Below are 16,666 nucleotides of genomic sequence, written 5' to 3' on the forward strand. Positions count from 1 at the left end.
GTTTCGCAATATGGGGACCACACCCTGGGATGACCTGAAGAACCACGCGACCTCGGGTGGTAAGGAAATCAAGGTCGAGCCGGGCGTGGCCGAGGCCTGCGCGCAGGCGTGCTCGGACATGATCGCCAAAATGAAGGGCTACCAGGCCCTGATCAACAACAACGGCGTCGGAAAGCTACAGCCGCTCAGTTATCTGCGCAGCGGAACGCAATTGGCGAACGATTTCAACGGCAAGGCATCCGAACTCACCACCGACCTGGATCACCATATTCAGGTGCTGTCGGATCTGGTCGACACGTTCAAGGCCGCGGGCAAGGCGTACTCCGACACCGACAAGGCCTCGGCGGACGCGCTCGACAAGATCTCCTCGACCCCCAATGCGGCGGGCTTCTCCGATTTCAAGCCGGGCGACGGCTTCGATACCGACAATGCGAGCGACGACAAGCTCGCCGCGCCGACCTCGGTGAGTACGCCCCCGGCAGGTCTGGCCATGGACACCTCGAATGTGTCGGTCGAGAACGGCGAATCGCTGTCCTGGGACGATTTCGTCAGCCTGGTCGACTCGATCGATCCCGACCCACCGGAGAACGACAGCACGGTGTGGTCGTATATCGCCGGGGACCTCGATACCCAGGCCACCAATCTGGTGAACGCGCTGCGCAAGCTGACCGCGGAGAACTGGACGGGCTACGGCGGCTCACAGGCCGTCGACTCGATCCAGAAGTACGGGCAGAGCGTCAAGTCGATGAGCAATGCCATGGATGTGGTCGGGCAGAACCTGGACTACACGGCCGGATGGCTCTACTCCACCCAGGATTCCATCCAGAAGGTCATGGACGACTACGACAACGAGGAGTCCGAGTCCGCGCTGAAGGATTGCCAGGACGCCTTCAAGAAGACCTATCAGCCGGGCGCGCAGGACAGCGCCAAGGCATTCCCGACGATCCCCGATCCGTACACCAATACCGGTCAGCCCCCGGGGAATCAGCCACCCGGCAACCAACCGCCGGGCAACAAGCCGCCGGGGAACCAGCCGCCCGGCAATCAGCCGCCGGGTAATCAACCTCCCGGCAATCAACCTCCGGGTAACCAGCCGCCGGGCAGCCAGCCACCCGGCAACCAGCCGAACATCCCCTCACCGGTCGGGAGCACGCCGCCGGGAAACACGCCCCCGGGCAGCACCCCGCCCGGAAGTACGCCTCCCGGAAGCACTCCGCCCGGCAGCACGCCTCCGGGTCTGCCGAATGCGACCGATCCCAACAACCAGGGCGCCATGATCGGCCAGCTGGTCAGCACGCTGACCGGCGCCATTACCCAGGGCCTGCAATCGATCTCGTCGCTGGCGCCGTCGCTGGGGCAACTCGGCCAGCAGCTGCGTCCGGGCACCAATCCGGTCGCGGGCCTGCCGGGCCAGCCGCTGCCCGGTCAGCCCGGCGGCCCGCCGCCGGGCCAGCCCGGCACTCCCCCCGACCCGATCAAGGCGCTGCTGGACCAGCTGTTCGGCAACAAGGACCTACAGAACCTGTTCGGCAACAAGGACATCGCGGGCCTGTTCGGCCTCGATCACCTCAACCTCGCCGACATCCTCGACGGCAAGGCGCTGACCGACATCCTCAACGGCAAGGACCCGCTCGAGGCCCTCGGCCTGAAACCCGAGGACGCCCACGACCCGGCCCGTCCCGGCGCGCCCTCGACACCCGACGGCGCGACGCCCGCCGCCACCCAGCCCTCGCGGCTGTTCCCCCGCGCGTCGGTGCCCGGCTTCGAGTTGCCTTCCGTCCCCGGCGTTCCGAACGCCGACGCGCCGAGCATCCCCGGCGTCACCGCACCGGCGGCGGCGTTCGGGGCCGGATTGCCCGGCGCCGCAACGATTCCCGGAGTTCCCGACGTCGGCATCGCCACCGGGCGCGCGCCCGATCAGGCCTTCCGGATCCCCCAGGCGGCCGACCCCGATGAGGCCGTCCTCGAGCAGGCCAGGCCCCACGACCCGGCGAGCGGGTCATGACCGTCACCCGCACCTGGGATCTCACCGATCTCGAGCTGAAGGTGCTGTGGGAACGCCGGGCCGATGCCAATCTGCCGCCGCCGTTCAGCTTCATCAGCCGCACCCCGCTGCTCGACGACTACGAGCGCGAGAAGTACGAGACCTGGCAGCGCCTGCAACCCATGCTGGACGAGGGGTTGTCCGAGGTGATCGAGACACTGATCCGGCCCGAGGTCTACGTGGTCGGCTACGCCTGGTGCGACAGCGATATGAAGAACCCGGCCAAGCGCATCCGGGTGCGCGCCGCCCGGTCGGGCGCGCGCGGTTACGCGGTGACCCAGCTGCCCGGCGAAACCGTGTACCACAGCGGCGGTTTCACGATCACCGAGATCGGGCCGCACGGCCTGGCCGACGCCGTCGTCTCGGCGCTGCCGCCCACCGGCGCCGGGCACCGGCACAACATCCCGATCATGACCGACAACGCCGCGGAGCTCGAGCGGTTGCGCGGCGGGGTGTGGACGGTGCTGGAGGAGGCCGACCTGTCGCCGCTGCTGGAGAGCGAGCGGTTCCTCAACGCTCCCGCCACCACGACCGGCATCATCACCGTGCACCAGGGTCATTCCAAGTTCGGGCCGCGTGGCATTCTCGAGCAGTACATGCTGTGGCGCGACCTGCCCGACGACGGGCGGTACGTGATCGTGCTCGACCACGCCCCGGTCGCCAACGGCATCGGCCCCACCCAGCTGACGGCGCTGGTCGGCACGTCGATCGAGAAGATGCTCGACCGGTTGGAGACGCACTGGGAGTACGAGGCGTAGCGAGGTGAACGACACCGTGAGCGAGCCCGCGAGCCCGGCGACGGACGAGCTGCGCTCGGACGAGATGTGGCTGTTCCGGGTGCTGCCGCCGCGGCTGGTGGTGCCGGTGATCCTGCTCGCCGTGGTCGCCTCCCTGATCGCCATCGCCGCCCGCGCGCCCTGGTGGGGCGGCGTGATCGCCGGTGTGGCCGTGGCGTTTGCGGGCCTGGCGCCGGTGCGCGGCACGCCCGCGGGCATGCGGCTGGCGGGGTGGATGGTGTTTCGCTGGCGGTCGTCGCGGCGCCGGAGCATGGAGCCCGAGCCCCCGTTCGACGTGCCGCTGCCCGACGGCGGCAGCTGCGGCACCTACTGGGACGGCACCCGCCTCACGACGATGCTGCGCATCGACCCGCCGCCGGACACGCTCACGCTGCTGCGCCGGGGTTCGCTGAGCACCGATCAGGTGCTCCCGCTCAGCGAAATCGCCCGCTGCCTGGAGCAATTCGATATCGGGCTGGAATCGGTGGACGTGATCAGCACCGGCACCCGCACCGCCAACAACGAGGCCGTGCTGTCCGGCTACGCCTACACCGTGGCGCCGCTGATGGGCATGTACCACGAGATCCTCGGCCCGCTGCCCGCCATCGCGCACCGCACCGTGTGGATCGTGCTGCGGCTCGACCCGCTGGCCAACGCCCAGGCCGTCTCCAACCGCGGCGGCGGTGGCGAGGGCGCGCTGCGGTCGGCGATCATCGCCACCCGCCGCGTCGCCAATCGCCTTGCGGCGCGCGGGATCACGGCCTCGATCCTCACCTCCGCGGAGATGAACGGCGTCATGCGGCAGCTGACCCGCGGCATCGCGGTCGAGGACTACACCGAGCTGCAGAACTCGCTGGAGCACAACGGCATTCACCTGGTGACCTACGAGATCGGCGAGGAGCTGATCGATGCCGACGGGCTGGCGCAGATCTGGGCCAGCCCCAGCCTCGCGACCACGGTCACGGTGCGGCTGCGCTCGGCGCGGGACCCGGGCGCCCCGGCCGAGAACCGTAGCGCCGGTGTCGAATTGGAGGCCCGGGTGCGCTACGACATGGGCGCGGCCCCCGAGGCGCCGCCGCTGCCGGGGCTGCGCGAGCTGCCGCGCCGACAGCAGTGGGCGCTGCTGGACGGCCTGCCCATCGGCCCGCGCGACACCCGGCCCGCCCGCGGCTATCGCGGTCCGATCTCGGCGCTGCGGGGGCTGATGGTGCCGACCGCGGGTTGCGGCCAGCTGATCGGCGCCGACGAGTCCGGGCGCGGCATCGCGGTCCCGCTGATCGGCGACGGCTCCCGGCGGATCGATATCGTCGGCAGCCTGCACCTGGCGCAGCAGGTCATCCTGCGGGCCATCGCCCTGGGCGCGGGTGTGGTCGTGTACACCAACCGTCCCGGCGCCTGGCAGCGCATGGTGGCGAATGTCGGTGCGCCGCATGCCCTGTCGCTGGCCTCGCGCACCACCGGCCAGCGCAATGTGGGCATGGCCCCGGGCGCGCCGCATCCGGCCGCCACGGTCATCGTGTTCGACGGCGTGGTCGCCTCCGCCCCGTCCGGCTCGGCCACCATCCTCACCGTCCACAACGGCACCACCGCGCCGCAGCTCGACGCCGATGTGACGATCATCGAGCACACGGCCACCGCCCACACCGTCACGGTGCAGACCCCGGCCACCACCACGACGGCGCGGCTGGTCACCACCCCCACCGAGCAGCGCTACATCGGCGGCGCGCTGGTCGACGCCTGATCGCTCAGTGCTGGCCGGGCCCGGTGGGCAGGGCGTCGTAACTGGTCAGGGCGTTGTCCTTGGACAGGGTCGGGCCCGGCACCAACTGGCCGACGATCTCCCACGGCGCCAGTTTGGGCGCGCGGCCCAGGCCGAGCACCTCGGCGGTGCCGAGATCCGGAACGCCGTAGCGGACACCGTTGTCGGCGACGTAGAACAGGGCGTCGCGGCGCGGACTGCCGGTGGCGACGCCGGTGGCCTGCACGAATTCGCCGGAGGCGGGCGGGATGTAGACCGCGTCCACGTGCTCGCCGGTGCCGGTGGCGGTCGTCAGCGTCACCGGCTTCTCCGAATCCGCCAGCGGCAGACGGGTTCCCGCCAGCAGGGTGACCCCGGCGCGGTCCGACGGGGCGTCGGTGGTGTCGCCGCGCTGCCCCGGCGCGTTGCCGGGCGCCTTCGACCAGGCCAGGCAGGCGACGGGGGCGTCGTCGGCGGACAGGATCTTCGGGACGGCGTCCGGGAAGCGGTCGACCGGCAGCTCGTGCACCGGCTGCACGCCGTCCAGCACGTCCGGCGGCATCGCCTTGACATCGCTCATGCCCTGCGCGTTCGCGAAGCGGATCACCTGGGCCGTGAACGGCGAAATGCGTTGCACCCCATCGGCGAGCACCACATACAGCTCGGACCGGTCGGAGCCGTCCAGCGAGGCCACCCGGATCACGCCGCCGATCGGCACGCTCGACAGGCGGCCGGGGCCGGGCTCACCGGCGCGCGCGATGGTCGGCGGGGTCAGGGCCGGAACCTCGGTGGCCACATCGATCAGCCCCGTGGACACCGGGCGCGCCGGGTGCGCGGTCAGGCCGAGCGTGCGGGCCATCACCGTGTTCTGCGGATCCACCTCGGCGCGCTGGCCGCCGTAGATCAGATAGGTCTTGTCGTTGCGCTTGACGAGCAGCGCGGCGTCCTTGTCGGCCACCCGCATGCGCTCGCTCAACCGGGGCTGCCCGGCCAGCACCGTCGTGGCCACCTGCGTGGCGCCCGCCGCGCTGCCGGAGTCCGAGAGCCGCACCTGATCGCAGAGGGTCCAGTCGGATCGGTCGCCCTGCTTGGATCCGGGCAGCGCCGCCGGGGCGCCGGGAATGCCGAGAATCGGGCCGCGCGGCAGCGATCCGAGCTTGACGTCCTTCACCGAGGTGGGTGTCTCGTTGCTGCCGGTGATCAGCCGGGCCGAGGCCAGGTTCAGGGCCGGATGCAGCACCTTCTCGCCCTTGGCGTCGGGCACCAGGACGTAGACCGCGCCGCTGTCCTTGCCCATCACGATCTTCGCGTTGCCGATCGCGCCCTGCGGCCGCAGGAACGCCAGGATCGCGCAGCCGGCGACGACGAGCAGGCCGAGGACCGCACCGGCGATCAGCGAGCGGGTCTGTGACCGCATCGGGTCGTGCAGCATCCGCACGTCTCGCCGGACCAGGGCGTGGTCGAGTCGGCGTAGCAGAAATCGGTACCCATTGACCTGGGCCCGCGTGGTCAGCTGCGCTGGCACCGTAACTCCATCGAATCAGCATGCCACGGCCCGCCCTCGCGCTCCGGTGCACACCGGGCCTGCGGGAGGGCGGGCCGCCGCGCGGACGATCAGCCGCCGAAACCGGAACCGACCTTGCCGTCGGTGTGCTGAGCGGAGCTCAGGGCGTCGGAGACCGCCTTCGACAGGGCGTTGACCTTGCCGAGCGCGGTGTCGGGGCCGGTGTCGCCCTCGCGGCCGAACTGGTTGTCCCACTTGTTCTTCGCCGCGTGGAAACCCTCGAAACCCTGGTTGCCCTCCCAGGCGGTCTCCAGGGTCTTGGCGGCGGCCTGCAGCTGGCTCGCCTGGGTCTGCAGCTGGCCGTACAGCCGGCCCAGTTCCTCGGACAGGTGGGTCAGGGTGGGCGCGTCGTACTTCATAGGAATCCCTTTCGGTGCTGGTCTGGTGGCTGTCAGCCGAGGTTGGTGAAGTGCTGGACGTTGCCCGTGTCCATGTGGCCGTAGTCCTTGTTACCGGACCCGACCATCTGGGTGATCTCGTCCAGGATCGAGTTCAGCCGGGAGGCCTCGTCGTCCCACGAGGTGGCGGCCTTGCCGCAGGCGTCGCTGGCGTCGCCCTGCCAGCCACCCTTCGAGCTGTCGACGGCGTCGGTCAGCTGCTTGATGGTGGAGCGGATGTTGTTCACCGCGTCGCCCATGTCGTCGGCGGCCTTACCGGCACCGAACGCGTCGAAATTTACACTTCCACCGGACATATGAATTCCCCTTTTGCTTGGATGATTGTTCGTGGATGGACGGATGGATCCGGATATCTGTACTCGGACGCCGGTGACGGCCCCGAGCTAGGGCAACCACCTTCCTCCCGGCAGGGTTTCGACCAGGGCCGAAATCGCCTGTGCGATCCGATGATCGGAGCCGGGGTGGAAAGTGGTCCAGACCCGAAAGTCCGGGGCGGCGCCGGGACTGGCGACGATGCGCCCCCGCGCGGTGTCGTACACCGCGACCGATCCGGACGAGGTCGTGGTCAGGCCGTCGTCGTAGGCGTAGGCGACGATCTCGGCGTGGGCGTGGCAACTCGCCATGGCCAGGCCGAATTCGATCGCCTCCCGCTCCCGCACGCCCGCGTCGTACACCACCTGGGTGAACTCGCTGGACGCGGCGGCCTGATCGAGCTTGTCGCGCAGTTCGTCCGACGGGGCGCTGAAGCTGGCGACGGCCGCGGGTGTGGCCGGACCCAGCGCCTCGAGCACCGGGCGCGCCAGCGTGGCGCCCTCGCCGTCGGACCAGGCGGTGCGCACGTCGATGGCGTCGCCGTCGCGGATCGCGACCGCGTGCTGCGCGCCGCGGCGGGCCAGACACACTCGGCGCGTGCCGGATTCGGTGAAGATCCGCGCCGCCAGTTCCCGTTCCGGCTGCGCCAGGGTGAACAGGGCCGCCGCCAGATCGGCGTCGACCTCGTCGTGCGGATCGATCAGGCCCGCGGTGCGCAGGCCGGTCAGCGCGGTCTCGCGGGCGGCCAGGAACGCGCCGATCTCGTCCTGCCGCGGGCCGACCTCCAGCACCAGCGGCAGGGTCTGCACGCCCAGCAGCTCGGAGGTGACGAGCACGGCGTCGTTGGTCAGCGTCGTCACGGCGTCTGCTCCGGATTGGCGGTGGCGCGGGGCGCGTCGGTGTCCGGCGGCGGCGCGGTGGCGCCGAGAACGGCCGGTGCCACGTCGATTCCGGCCTCGATCTCGAGTCCCTCGCCGGGGCGGGCGGGCGCCGCACCGGCGCGCGGGGTGTGCTCGGCCTCGACCGGCGCGGCCGCACCGGCGCTCGCCGCGGCGGGCATCATCCGGCTCCCGACCGGATCGACCTGTGTCGCACCGGATTCGACCGTGGCCTCCGGCTCCAACTGCGCCCGGACGAAGGTCTGCTGGGTGCGGTAGGCGGTCAGCGGGGCCTTGACCTCGATCGAGCCGATCGACGGCAGGGCCGGGACGCCCATCGCGCCGTAGCCACCGGCGGTGGGCGCGGCGGTCGGATTCGCCTGCGCCCCGGCGCGTTCGGCCTCCAGCGCGTCGGCGCGGGCCAGCGCGGGCGGGGTCTGCTGCTGCCACGGTTGCGCCAGCGGTTCGGTCGCGGCCTCGTAGGCGCGCATCACCCGGGCCGCGTTCGCCTTGGCCTCGTCCTGGTCGGCGCTGACCTGCGCGGCGGCGGCGACGATCGGGGCGCCGAGCGCGGAAGCGGCCTGCTCGATCGCCTTCTTCGCCGCCTCCAGGACGGCGATCTCGGCGACGTGCGGCATGGCCAGGCGCGCGACCTCGTAGGCGGCGGCCTGATTTCCGGCGTGCACCGCGTTCTGGCCCGCGGCGGTCGCGGCGTCGATCAGCCAGTCGCGCATGCGGGACAGCCGCTCCAGCACCGGTTCGCTCTCGGCCGAGCGCCAGTGGTCCCGGATCGCGGCGATGACCTGATCGTATTCGCCCACGGCCGCACCGAAACTCGCGGCCACCCGGCCCCATGCCGCGCCCGCTTCGGCGAGCGGCACCGCGCCGGGTCCGGTGGTGAGATCACGCGCCAGCTGGTCGGTGGGTCTGGCCTCCCAGACCACACCGGTGTAGCTGGCGAACGGGGGTTCGACCATCGGCGTCGCTCAGACCGTCGATCCGACGTCGGCGGCGTTGTCGGCGTCCATGGTGGTCAGCTGCCGCGACTGCGAGCGCAGGCCCGCGGCCAGCTTGCGCAGCTCGAGCACGCCCGCGTCGGCGGACGCACCGTAGGACGACGCGACGTCGCGCAGCGTCGCGGCGGCGCGCTGGGACACCTCGTCGGCGCCGGGCGCGGGCACGTTCAGCGCGGGCGCGTTGGTGCGCAGGTCGGCCTCCAGCCGGTCGGCCAGCGCGTCCAGGTCGGCGGCGGTCCGGTGGGCCCGTGCGGGATCGAATTCCATGACAGTCTCTCCTGTTTCAGAGCGTGAGGGCCTTGTCCGGCGGTGGTTCCGTCTGGTTCTCCGCGGCCCCCACCACCGGTAGTGACACGCCCTCGATGGGGCCGACGACCTCGTCGCCGTGCGAGTCGGTGACCAGGTGGCTGCGGTCGCCGCCGGCGCTGTCCGCGCCGCGTGCCGCCAGCCCGGCACCCGCCCCGCCCATCGGCATCATGCCGCCCGGCGCCGTGCCCGCCGAACCGCCCTGCACCGTGGTGGATTCCTCGGCGGGCGCGGCGCTTCCGCCCGCGACCCCGGCGCGCGACCCCTGCCAGGGGCTGAGCCCGGCCGACGCCTCGGACGTGGAGAAGCTGCGGGCCACGCCGCCGCCACCGCCGCCGGACATCGCGCCGCCGCCCCCGTAGGAGCCGGGCACGCCGCCCACGCCCATGGGGCCGCCGCCCGCGCCGCCGCCGTCGAGCCCGGCATCCGCACCCTGCTGCGCGGGCGCGTGGCCCGCGATGTCGGCGAGACCGCCGGGTGCGTGTCCCGCCTGTCCCGCCAGCTGCGCACCGGTGTTCACCACCTGCGTGGCGACCTGCGCACCGGTGGTGGCCAGGCCGATGAGCGGCTGCACGAGACCCATTGCCTGCGAGACCATCTGCATCGGGTCGACGCCGGTGGGCGCGCCGGTGACGGGCACCGGCTGCCCCGCGGACGCCATCTGACCGGACTTGGCGATCAGCTCGACCTTGGTCTTGGCCACGCAGACCGTCGCCTCGGTGATCGACTCGGTGGCCAGCGCGATCAGGAACGCCTGCCCGGGCGGCGTGGCCAGGAACGGTCCCGCCGCGAGGACGCCGTTGACGAACTTCGCGATGATGGTGGCCATGTGCGCGGCGCCCTCGCCGACCACGCGGGCGCCGTCGGCGAGAATCGCCTTCTGCTGCATGCCCTGCGCGGCCACCTGGACGCTGTCCTGCTGCACCCGAGCGCTTTTCGACGCGGCCGAGGTCGCGCCGTCGCCCGCCCAGCCCGCCGAGGTGGCGGCCTGCAGCGCGGAGGTACCCAGCGACACCACCTGCTGCAGCGTGCTCGCCACGGTATTGAGCACCTGCATCGGGTCGATGCCGCCGCCCGCGGTCGGGAACTTCCCGCTGCCGAAGCTGGCCGCCAGGTCGACCGCGGGCTTGATCAGCACGGTCGGGTCCAGCGGCGGCAGCGGCGGCAGGTCGGGCAGCGGCGGCAACGCGGGCAACTGCGGCAGGGCGGGCAGGCCCATGCCGTGCAGCGCCTCGTGCACCGGGCGGTCCAGCATCGGCCCGAACGCGCTGCCGCGCAGCACGTCCAGGACCGTGGGGTCCACTGCGTCGGTCACCGCTACCTCATCACGGTGCCGAGCAGCGAGGCCGCCGACGCCGCCTCGTTGCCCTCGTAGGCACCGGCCGCCTCGAAGGCGGTGACGGAGGTGCCCGCGTGCACGGCCGCGATCTGCGCGGCCGAGAGCAGATGGTTGGCCTGCGCGAAGGCGAACGACGCCAGGAACTCCTGGCCGATCAGTCCGAAGACGGGCACCGCGGCGGCGAGGGACGCCGCCTGGTCCGCCCCGGCGGCCGTGGCGACCTGCGTGGCCATTCCTGCTGCTGCGGTGCCGTATCCAGCGATGGCGGCGGGGTTGGCTTCGATATATCCGGCCATCGGGTTCCCTCCCAAGTTGTCGCGATCAGTTAACGGTACAAAAGCACGCGAGCCGACGCCAGACGAATCCGGGCCAAGGCCGCGCAACGGCTCGGTTAACCCGGATTGCCGGAGAGCTCCTCGGTGAACTCGGTGATCAGCCGGGCGCGCTGCTCGAAGGCCGCGGCCGCCGCCGCGGCCGCGGTATCGACCAGTCTCCGTTCGAAATCGGCGGGTGACAGGCGCGCGACGGCGGCGGTGAACTCGAGCCCGGTGAGGGCGCCGTTGCCGTCGACCTCGGCGGTGACGGCGCCGTCGGCCGACACCTCCCGAGCCCGGATGGCCGCCATCCGATCGCCGAGATCTCTGATGCGATAGAGCTGGCCGCGCACCCGCGCCTCCAGCTCGTCCATGGAGTCGACCATGGGTTGGTTCCCCCTCACACCGATCGGAGCCAGCTCTGCGGCTCGGTGTCGTAATCCTGCTCCTCCACGATCTCCTGGCGCGCGACGTCGGCCTCGGTCGGGAGCCCGGTGAGCGCCAGTGCCTCGGGCGTCATGCCCGCGGCGGCCAGCTGCGCCCGGCGGGCCAGGCCCGCGCGATTGGCCGAACGCTGACACAGCCGCAGGATCTCACCCGCCAGTTGGGCGGGGTCGCGCGTCAATTCGGAGCGCTCGATGGAAATGCCCGTGGGCAGGCCCTGTTCGGTGGTGCGCACGACGATCGCACCGGTCAGAGATTCGGCAGTGAAGGTCGGCCACGGCTCGTCGGCCGTGGCGTCAGGACCGGCCGCCCCCACGTCGGTCATCAGTCCTCCCTCCCGAAACGTGCTGCCAGATATACCACCACATGCGCTAACACACCAGACGTCAGATTCTCTCGTCCTTGATCGCGCCGACCACGACCGCGATCTCGGTGTTGATCATCGTGCGCAACCGATCCGGCGTCACACCGACCACCGCCGAGGAGGTGTCGGGGGCGATGGCGTAGCGCCCGTCGTCCTCGATATCGCGCCAGCCGATCTCGCGGCGGACGATGCCGCGCGGCCCGAACCGCGACCACCCCTGCACCACCGCGATCGTCCCGATCGTGACGGCCGGGGCGCGCAGGAAGCGGGCGGCCCGGCCCGGCGCCGACTCCTCGAAGGAGTCGGCCACCGCCGAACGACCGTAGCTGTAGTCCAATTCGTCGCCGCCGTCGGCGTCGGCCAGCACGATGCCGGACTGCCGGCCGGGCTCGGCCTCGGGCAGGGCCGCCACCACCGCGTCCGCCAGCGCGATCGCCTCGGTCTCGGTGATCACGAATCCGCCGCTGTGCCAGATCGTCTCGCCGGGCAGCTGGGTGACCACGTATCCGCGGTCGCCCCGGCGGGCGGCGTACTGCCGCACGCACCGCTTCGGGTCGTCGGCGTCCGCGCCGTCCCAGCCGTCCACCACGATCTTGATGTCCGGGTGCAGCAGCACCTCCAGGACCTCGTCGAAGGAGCTGTCCACCCGGCTACGCAGCGCGTCCTGGGTCTCGACGAGTTCGCGGACGAAATCGTCGTGCAGCGGGGTGCGGCTGGTGAACACCAGCGGCGGCGGCAGCGGGCCCTCCCTCAGGGAGTCCCACAGGACGAAGAACTCGATATCGGTGAAACGCCAGGTCCGATTCATTGCTCCACAACCGGTTTGACCACCCGCGGGGCCTCGCCCAGCGCCTCTTCCAGGTGTTCGTCGGAGTTCAGGTAGTCGGGGCGCTTGCGCTCCTTCGCGCCGCCGCCCGCACCGGCGCCGTGCCCGGCCGCGCCCATGCCGCCGGGCATGCCCTGCTGCCCCTGCGCGCCCGCGGCCGCGATGCCCGTGTGGCCGACGGCGGCGTCCGCCGCGGTCGACACGGCGGCGCGCGGAAAGAGCTTGGAGGTCTGCAGGTTCTCGCGGCTCAGCTCGGTGTGCGGGCCACCGCCGACGCCACCGCCGCCGACGCCGCCACCGCCCTTGCCACCGCCGCCCTTGGCGCCACCACCGCCTCCGCCGCCGCCCTTGGCGCCGAGCGCGCCGGGCAGCCCCGCCAGCCCGGCGGGCAGACCGGCGCCGGTGAGGTCCTTCTGCATCCCGGCCAGCGCCTGCTGGGACGCCTGCTGCGCGGCCTGCTGACCCGCCTGCATCGCCTGCTGCAGCGCCTGCTGTCCCTGCTGTGAAATCTGTTGCGCCGCTTGCTGGGCCGCCTGCTGGGCCTGCTGTCGAGCCTGCTCGGCCTGTTGCTGCTGCGGGGTCAGGTTGCCGAGCGCCTTCTGCTGGTCCTGCAGGCGGCGGGCCGCGTCCTGCTGCTTGCGCTGGTCTTCCGCCGACTGCTTCGGGTCGCCCTGGTTGCCGTCCGGCGACGAGCCGCTCTTGGTGCCGGGCGGCTGACTGCCCGGAGGCTGGTTTCCCGGGGGCTGATTGCCGGGTGGCCGGTTGCCCGGCGGCTGATTGCCCGGGGGCTGGTTCACCGGGCTCTCGGCCGCGGGCAGCACCGGAATCGCGTTGCTGGAATTGTGAATACCGGGTACGTACCAGGTCTGGAACGCCGCGCGGGCCTGGGGCAGCAGGTAATCGCGCGCGTACGGCTTACCGACGTTCTCCCAGGGGATGTTCGGCATATTGGCCGAGACGGACGTCAGCCAGCCGAACGTGTAGGTCAGGTTCTCGCTGACCAGGTGCATGTCCTTGGTCAGGTTGGCCACGTTGCCCTGGTATGCGGATGCGGCGGACACCGCGGACGAAGCGCCCTGCCCGGTCCACGCGCCGCTCTCCTGCAGGCTGGTGATCTGGTTACTCAGGTTGGTGAACGCGGTATTGAGCTGATCGCCCATCCACCCCCACACGCCCGCGGCGTCGCCGATCTCGCCCGCGTGGTCGTTGATCGACTGCCCCAGCGAGTAATACGTGTTGTACTCCAGCGAGTAGGCGTTCTCGACCTGCGGGCTCTCGGTCCAGTTGCTGTCCTTCTTCGCGTTGTCCACCGGCTTCGCGGGCGCCGGGTCCGCGGTCACCGGGGTGTTGTCGGTACCGGACAGGCCCTGCAGATCCGACGGCAGATCGGGCAGTTTCGCATCGGATTTGGTGTTGTAGCCCCACTGGGGCGGCTGCGCGGTGCCCTTGGCGGGCGGATCGGGGACCGGCGGCCGGTGGCTGTAGCGGTCGTTCTTGATCCCGTCGAAGGCGGAGGAGGTCTCGGACTCGTTATGCTCGTACAGCTTTCCCGCGAGCACGAACGTCTCGCCCATGCTGCGCAGGATCTCCTTGTGATCGTTGAGCCGCGTGTCGAGATCACCGGCCGCGTGGAAGAACTTGGAGGCCAGCGCCGCGCCCGACGGCAGATTCCCGAAACCCTGGTACTTCTCCACATCCTTGACGTGGCCCTGCACCGTCTCGACCATGTTCAACGCGTCGGCGACGTAACCCACCGCGTTCTTGGCCACATCGTGATCGACGGTGATGCTGCCGCCCCGTGCCTGGGACTCGATGGCGTCCCAGGGATTCACTCCGCTACCCACAGGTCCTCCTCCCTACCTGTCGAAAAATCATTCGTGCCCGTCGATCCCGGCGGCATAGGCCGAGGACACCGTGGGCGCGAGGCCCGCCAGCGACAACTGATACAGCGCGCCGTCGATATCGGCCGTCCCCTCCGGTCCGAACACCCGGCGCAGCAGGTCCGCGCCGACCCGGCCCGCCTCCGCGGCGAGCACCAATGCCAGTGCGGCGCTGCGCCGTTCGGGCGACCGGTCGGGCGCGGCGACGCGGCAGACGACGTCGGCGGTGGTCTCGGCCGTCCACAGGCCGGGGACCGCCTCGGCCAGCCGCATGGCCGGCGGCGACTCGCCGCGATACCAGCCGGTGCGGTCCCACCAGTAGCAGAACGACAGCAGCCCGCCGGTCGCGCGCGGGTTGAGCACCGGGTCGGCCACCCATTCCGGTGCGCCCGCATAGTAATTGGGCATGGCCGCGCCGGTGTTGTAGACCGCGTCCAGCTCCGGGGTGTTCCAGACGCCGCCCGACAGGACGGCTCGGTCGCCCGGCAGCAGATACAGCGTCGCCCCGCTGTTGCGCGAGCCCTCGAACACCGCCGTCGCGGGCAGGATGCGGGGGCCGGTGGCCGATCCGGTCGCCACGAAGGCCGCCGCGATGACGGCCCAGCGCGCCCAGAGCGGCCGCAGCGGAGGGAAGTCGGTGACCGAGCGGACCGGCAGCACCCCGGCCGCGCGGTCGGCCCGCGCCCGCGCCGCCGCCAGCTGCGGCGACCGCTGCTGCCGACCGCCGTGCGAGATGTAGGCGGCCAGCCAGACCGGGACGTGCTTGCGCGGAAACGCCTGCAGATCCTCGGCATACAGGTGCGGCGCCAGCAGCTGGCCCTCGGGGAAGGGCTCCTCGCCGTAGTCCAGGTCCACCGAGAACTCCCCGGCGGCGGTGAATTGCAGCACCATGCGCCACCACGGCCCGTCGCCGAGCCCGGCGGACAGTTCGCGATGCGCGCGCACCATGCGCAGCACCGTCTGTGAGGGCTCGAAGCGGGCCACCCGGCGCTGCGAATCCGAGTAGTACACATGCGCCACACCGCCGGTCGCGGCCAAGGCGAAGACGGCGTCCACCCGATGCCACCCGGCGGGACCACCGGCGGCGAGCTCGTGCGCGATCGACTGCGCGAGTTCGCGGGCGTACTCCTCGTCCGCCGACGGGGGAGGGGCGGTCTCGGACGCCGCCGGGGTCACCTGCTCCGGCGCGACCGTCGCCACGGACGTCGGCTCGGATCCGGCGAGCCGGAATCCGACATCCGGCGAGTCGGCCCGCCGACCGTCATCGGGTAGGCCCTCTCCGGAGGCCCGCTCCGCAGGCGCATTCATGCAAGCTGTCCTCCCTCATCGCCGCGACACTGTCGCGACGGGCATAGATGGACATATACTGCCGCATCGTCACCCCGCCGCGCCACTGCCGACGACCGCCCGCGGCCCCCCGGAATTCGGGAATTGTGCTCTTCAGCCCCTTATGGCACAGTCGGTTCCACCAGTGCGCCCGGCACGACGAATCGGCGTGCCGCCGCTGGCGACAGTTGTTTCGAAACCACGGGGGTTGTGATGGCCGATCGCATCGAGGCCGAAACCCAGCATCTGCGCAATGTGGCCGGCGAACTCGACGGGGTCGCGGGCCAACTCGACAGCATTCTCTCCACGGTCTCCGCCGCTTCGACCACCTACTGGGGCAAGTGGGGCAACGACGACTTCGGCGAGAAGTTCGCCGGGGGCGACAACGGCTACGACAAGTCCGACTCGAACCTGCAGCAGGTCGTCGGCTCCCGATCGGACCTGATGCGGTCGTATTCGTCCGGCCTGCGCGACGCGGCGCAGAGCCTCGACAACATGGACCACGGCAACTCCGACACCTTCCAGTCCTGAACGTTTCGCTGTCGAGGTCGTGACGTAGTGTCCTTCGCGTCGGTCGAGGGCGGGGAATCAGGAGGGCCGGATGACTAACGAGATGGCGAAGGCGCAGGCGGCCGACATCATGGACATGGTGCGGGCCGGTATCGAGAACATCGCTCGCGCGCAGCAGGAGCAGGTTCGCCTCACCGCGACGGCCACCGCGGCCCGCAACCGCGTCTGTGTCACGGTCAACGCGCAGGGCACCGTCATCGAGACCCGATTCTCCGGCGACATCGAGGATCTGACCTATCCCGAGATCGCGCGCGCGGTCACCCAGGCGGCCCAGGACGCGGCCGCCCAGGTGCAGCGGCGCACCCGGGAAATCTTCGAGGACGTGCGCAAAGACCAGGAGCGCATGCCGCGGCTCTCGGAGTTCCTGCCGGGCATGCCCGACGTGCGGGACATGATGCCCGAGGCGCCGGAGGTCTCCACCGCGCCACCGCGGTCGGCCGACCGTGACGAGCCGCCGGTGGACGGTTCCATGCGGTTCGACAATGTCGAGGAGTGGGATCACGGCAAGTCCACGGCATCCACTCCGTTCTCCGTCGATCGTCCCTGGTGACGCCCTAGTCCGAGGATTCGG

At 71.2% G+C, this 16,666-nt stretch carries 18 protein-coding genes; 5 read left to right on the plus strand and 13 right to left on the minus strand.

Annotated elements, in window-relative coordinates; genetic code table 11:
• Positions 1-10: 10 nt before the first annotated feature.
• Genes HPY32_RS11900 through eccE form a run of 3 tightly spaced genes read left to right on the plus strand, consistent with a single transcriptional unit; the run spans position 11 to position 4,561 of the window.
• Positions 11-2,005: a hypothetical protein gene (locus tag HPY32_RS11900; RefSeq protein ID WP_067581444.1), complete on the plus strand. Its 1,995-nt coding sequence runs from the start codon at positions 11-13 to the stop codon at positions 2,003-2,005.
• On the plus strand, positions 2,002-2,802 hold the full coding sequence (locus HPY32_RS11905; protein ID WP_067581442.1) for an ESX secretion-associated protein EspG: 801 nt from the start codon (positions 2,002-2,004) through the stop codon (positions 2,800-2,802). The genes HPY32_RS11900 and HPY32_RS11905 overlap by 4 nt, the downstream gene beginning before the upstream one ends.
• A 4-nt stretch (positions 2,803-2,806) precedes the next feature.
• Positions 2,807-4,561: a type VII secretion protein EccE gene (eccE, locus tag HPY32_RS11910; protein WP_231951443.1), complete on the plus strand. Its 1,755-nt coding sequence runs from the start codon at positions 2,807-2,809 to the stop codon at positions 4,559-4,561.
• A gap of 4 nt (positions 4,562-4,565) precedes the next feature.
• Here eccE and eccB read toward each other — a convergent pair whose 3' ends face one another.
• The 13 genes from eccB to HPY32_RS11975 all read right to left on the minus strand — a co-directional run bounded on the left by eccB (position 4,566) and on the right by HPY32_RS11975 (position 15,507).
• Complete coding sequence (gene eccB, locus HPY32_RS11915) at positions 4,566-6,083, minus strand: type VII secretion protein EccB (RefSeq protein WP_067581440.1); 1,518 nt, start codon at positions 6,081-6,083, stop codon at positions 4,566-4,568.
• A gap of 89 nt (positions 6,084-6,172) precedes the next feature.
• Positions 6,173-6,481, minus strand: a complete 309-nt coding sequence (locus HPY32_RS11920; RefSeq protein ID WP_067581438.1) for a WXG100 family type VII secretion target — start codon at positions 6,479-6,481, stop codon at positions 6,173-6,175.
• A gap of 32 nt (positions 6,482-6,513) precedes the next feature.
• Positions 6,514-6,816, minus strand: a complete 303-nt coding sequence (locus HPY32_RS11925) for a WXG100 family type VII secretion target (protein ID WP_067581436.1) — start codon at positions 6,814-6,816, stop codon at positions 6,514-6,516.
• An 87-nt stretch (positions 6,817-6,903) separates the two neighbouring features.
• Complete coding sequence (locus tag HPY32_RS11930) at positions 6,904-7,692, minus strand: ESX secretion-associated protein EspG (RefSeq protein ID WP_067581434.1); 789 nt, start codon at positions 7,690-7,692, stop codon at positions 6,904-6,906.
• Complete coding sequence (locus tag HPY32_RS11935; protein WP_067581432.1) at positions 7,689-8,687, minus strand: PPE domain-containing protein; 999 nt, start codon at positions 8,685-8,687, stop codon at positions 7,689-7,691. Before HPY32_RS11935 ends, HPY32_RS11930 begins: the two co-directional genes overlap by 4 nt.
• A 9-nt stretch (positions 8,688-8,696) precedes the next feature.
• Positions 8,697-8,993: a PE family protein gene (locus tag HPY32_RS11940; protein WP_067581430.1), complete on the minus strand. Its 297-nt coding sequence runs from the start codon at positions 8,991-8,993 to the stop codon at positions 8,697-8,699.
• 16 nt (positions 8,994-9,009) lie between these two features.
• Positions 9,010-10,347 carry a hypothetical protein gene (locus tag HPY32_RS11945; RefSeq protein WP_067581428.1) on the minus strand — a complete coding sequence of 446 codons (1,338 nt, stop codon included), beginning with the start codon at positions 10,345-10,347 and terminating at the stop codon, positions 9,010-9,012.
• A 2-nt stretch (positions 10,348-10,349) separates the two neighbouring features.
• Complete coding sequence (locus HPY32_RS11950; RefSeq protein ID WP_067581426.1) at positions 10,350-10,667, minus strand: type VII secretion target; 318 nt, start codon at positions 10,665-10,667, stop codon at positions 10,350-10,352.
• A 95-nt stretch (positions 10,668-10,762) separates the two neighbouring features.
• Positions 10,763-11,071 (minus strand): YbaB/EbfC family nucleoid-associated protein, encoded by a 309-nt coding sequence (locus HPY32_RS11955; RefSeq protein ID WP_067581424.1) that lies wholly within the window; start codon positions 11,069-11,071, stop codon positions 10,763-10,765.
• Between the two features lie 14 nt (positions 11,072-11,085).
• A complete protein-coding gene (locus tag HPY32_RS11960) occupies positions 11,086-11,454 on the minus strand; it encodes a DUF2694 domain-containing protein (RefSeq protein ID WP_067581422.1) in 369 nt (122 codons plus the stop codon).
• A 61-nt stretch (positions 11,455-11,515) separates the two neighbouring features.
• Entirely contained in the window at positions 11,516-12,301 is a 786-nt protein-coding gene (locus HPY32_RS11965) for an ESX secretion-associated protein EspG (protein WP_067581420.1), read from the minus strand.
• On the minus strand, positions 12,298-14,163 hold the full coding sequence (locus tag HPY32_RS43860) for a hypothetical protein (protein ID WP_195115727.1): 1,866 nt from the start codon (positions 14,161-14,163) through the stop codon (positions 12,298-12,300). The genes HPY32_RS11965 and HPY32_RS43860 overlap by 4 nt, the downstream gene beginning before the upstream one ends.
• Positions 14,164-14,190: 27 nt before the next feature.
• Positions 14,191-15,507 carry a hypothetical protein gene (locus HPY32_RS11975; RefSeq protein WP_067581416.1) on the minus strand — a complete coding sequence of 439 codons (1,317 nt, stop codon included), beginning with the start codon at positions 15,505-15,507 and terminating at the stop codon, positions 14,191-14,193.
• Positions 15,508-15,738: 231 nt separating this feature from the next.
• Between HPY32_RS11975 and HPY32_RS11980 the strand changes: the two genes are divergently transcribed.
• Both HPY32_RS11980 and HPY32_RS11985 read left to right on the plus strand, forming a co-directional pair.
• Positions 15,739-16,056, plus strand: a complete 318-nt coding sequence (locus HPY32_RS11980) for a type VII secretion target (RefSeq protein WP_067581414.1) — start codon at positions 15,739-15,741, stop codon at positions 16,054-16,056.
• A gap of 70 nt (positions 16,057-16,126) precedes the next feature.
• Complete coding sequence (locus HPY32_RS11985) at positions 16,127-16,645, plus strand: YbaB/EbfC family nucleoid-associated protein (protein ID WP_082870858.1); 519 nt, start codon at positions 16,127-16,129, stop codon at positions 16,643-16,645.
• Positions 16,646-16,666 lie beyond the last annotated feature (21 nt).

This window comes from Nocardia terpenica (assembly GCF_013186535.1).
GTDB lineage: Bacteria > Actinomycetota > Actinomycetes > Mycobacteriales > Mycobacteriaceae > Nocardia > Nocardia terpenica.

Excerpts from the sequence above, each read along its gene's own strand:
- HPY32_RS11900 (WP_067581444.1), top strand. The coding sequence starts at position 11 with ATGGGGACCACACCCTGGGATGACCTGAAGAACCACGCGACCTCGGGT.
- HPY32_RS11920 (WP_067581438.1), bottom strand. The coding sequence starts at position 6,481 with ATGAAGTACGACGCGCCCACCCTGACCCACCTGTCCGAGGAACTGGGC.
- HPY32_RS11940 (WP_067581430.1), bottom strand. The coding sequence starts at position 8,993 with ATGGAATTCGATCCCGCACGGGCCCACCGGACCGCCGCCGACCTGGAC.
- HPY32_RS11935 (WP_067581432.1), bottom strand. The coding sequence starts at position 8,687 with ATGGTCGAACCCCCGTTCGCCAGCTACACCGGTGTGGTCTGGGAGGCC.
- HPY32_RS11980 (WP_067581414.1), top strand. The coding sequence starts at position 15,739 with ATGGCCGATCGCATCGAGGCCGAAACCCAGCATCTGCGCAATGTGGCC.
- HPY32_RS11925 (WP_067581436.1), bottom strand. The coding sequence starts at position 6,816 with ATGTCCGGTGGAAGTGTAAATTTCGACGCGTTCGGTGCCGGTAAGGCC.
- HPY32_RS11950 (WP_067581426.1), bottom strand. The coding sequence starts at position 10,667 with ATGGCCGGATATATCGAAGCCAACCCCGCCGCCATCGCTGGATACGGC.
- HPY32_RS11960 (WP_067581422.1), bottom strand. The coding sequence starts at position 11,454 with ATGACCGACGTGGGGGCGGCCGGTCCTGACGCCACGGCCGACGAGCCG.
- HPY32_RS11985 (WP_082870858.1), top strand. The coding sequence starts at position 16,127 with ATGACTAACGAGATGGCGAAGGCGCAGGCGGCCGACATCATGGACATG.
- HPY32_RS11905 (WP_067581442.1), top strand. The coding sequence starts at position 2,002 with ATGACCGTCACCCGCACCTGGGATCTCACCGATCTCGAGCTGAAGGTG.
- HPY32_RS11965 (WP_067581420.1), bottom strand. The coding sequence starts at position 12,301 with ATGAATCGGACCTGGCGTTTCACCGATATCGAGTTCTTCGTCCTGTGG.
- HPY32_RS11975 (WP_067581416.1), bottom strand. The coding sequence starts at position 15,507 with ATGAATGCGCCTGCGGAGCGGGCCTCCGGAGAGGGCCTACCCGATGAC.
- HPY32_RS11955 (WP_067581424.1), bottom strand. The coding sequence starts at position 11,071 with ATGGTCGACTCCATGGACGAGCTGGAGGCGCGGGTGCGCGGCCAGCTC.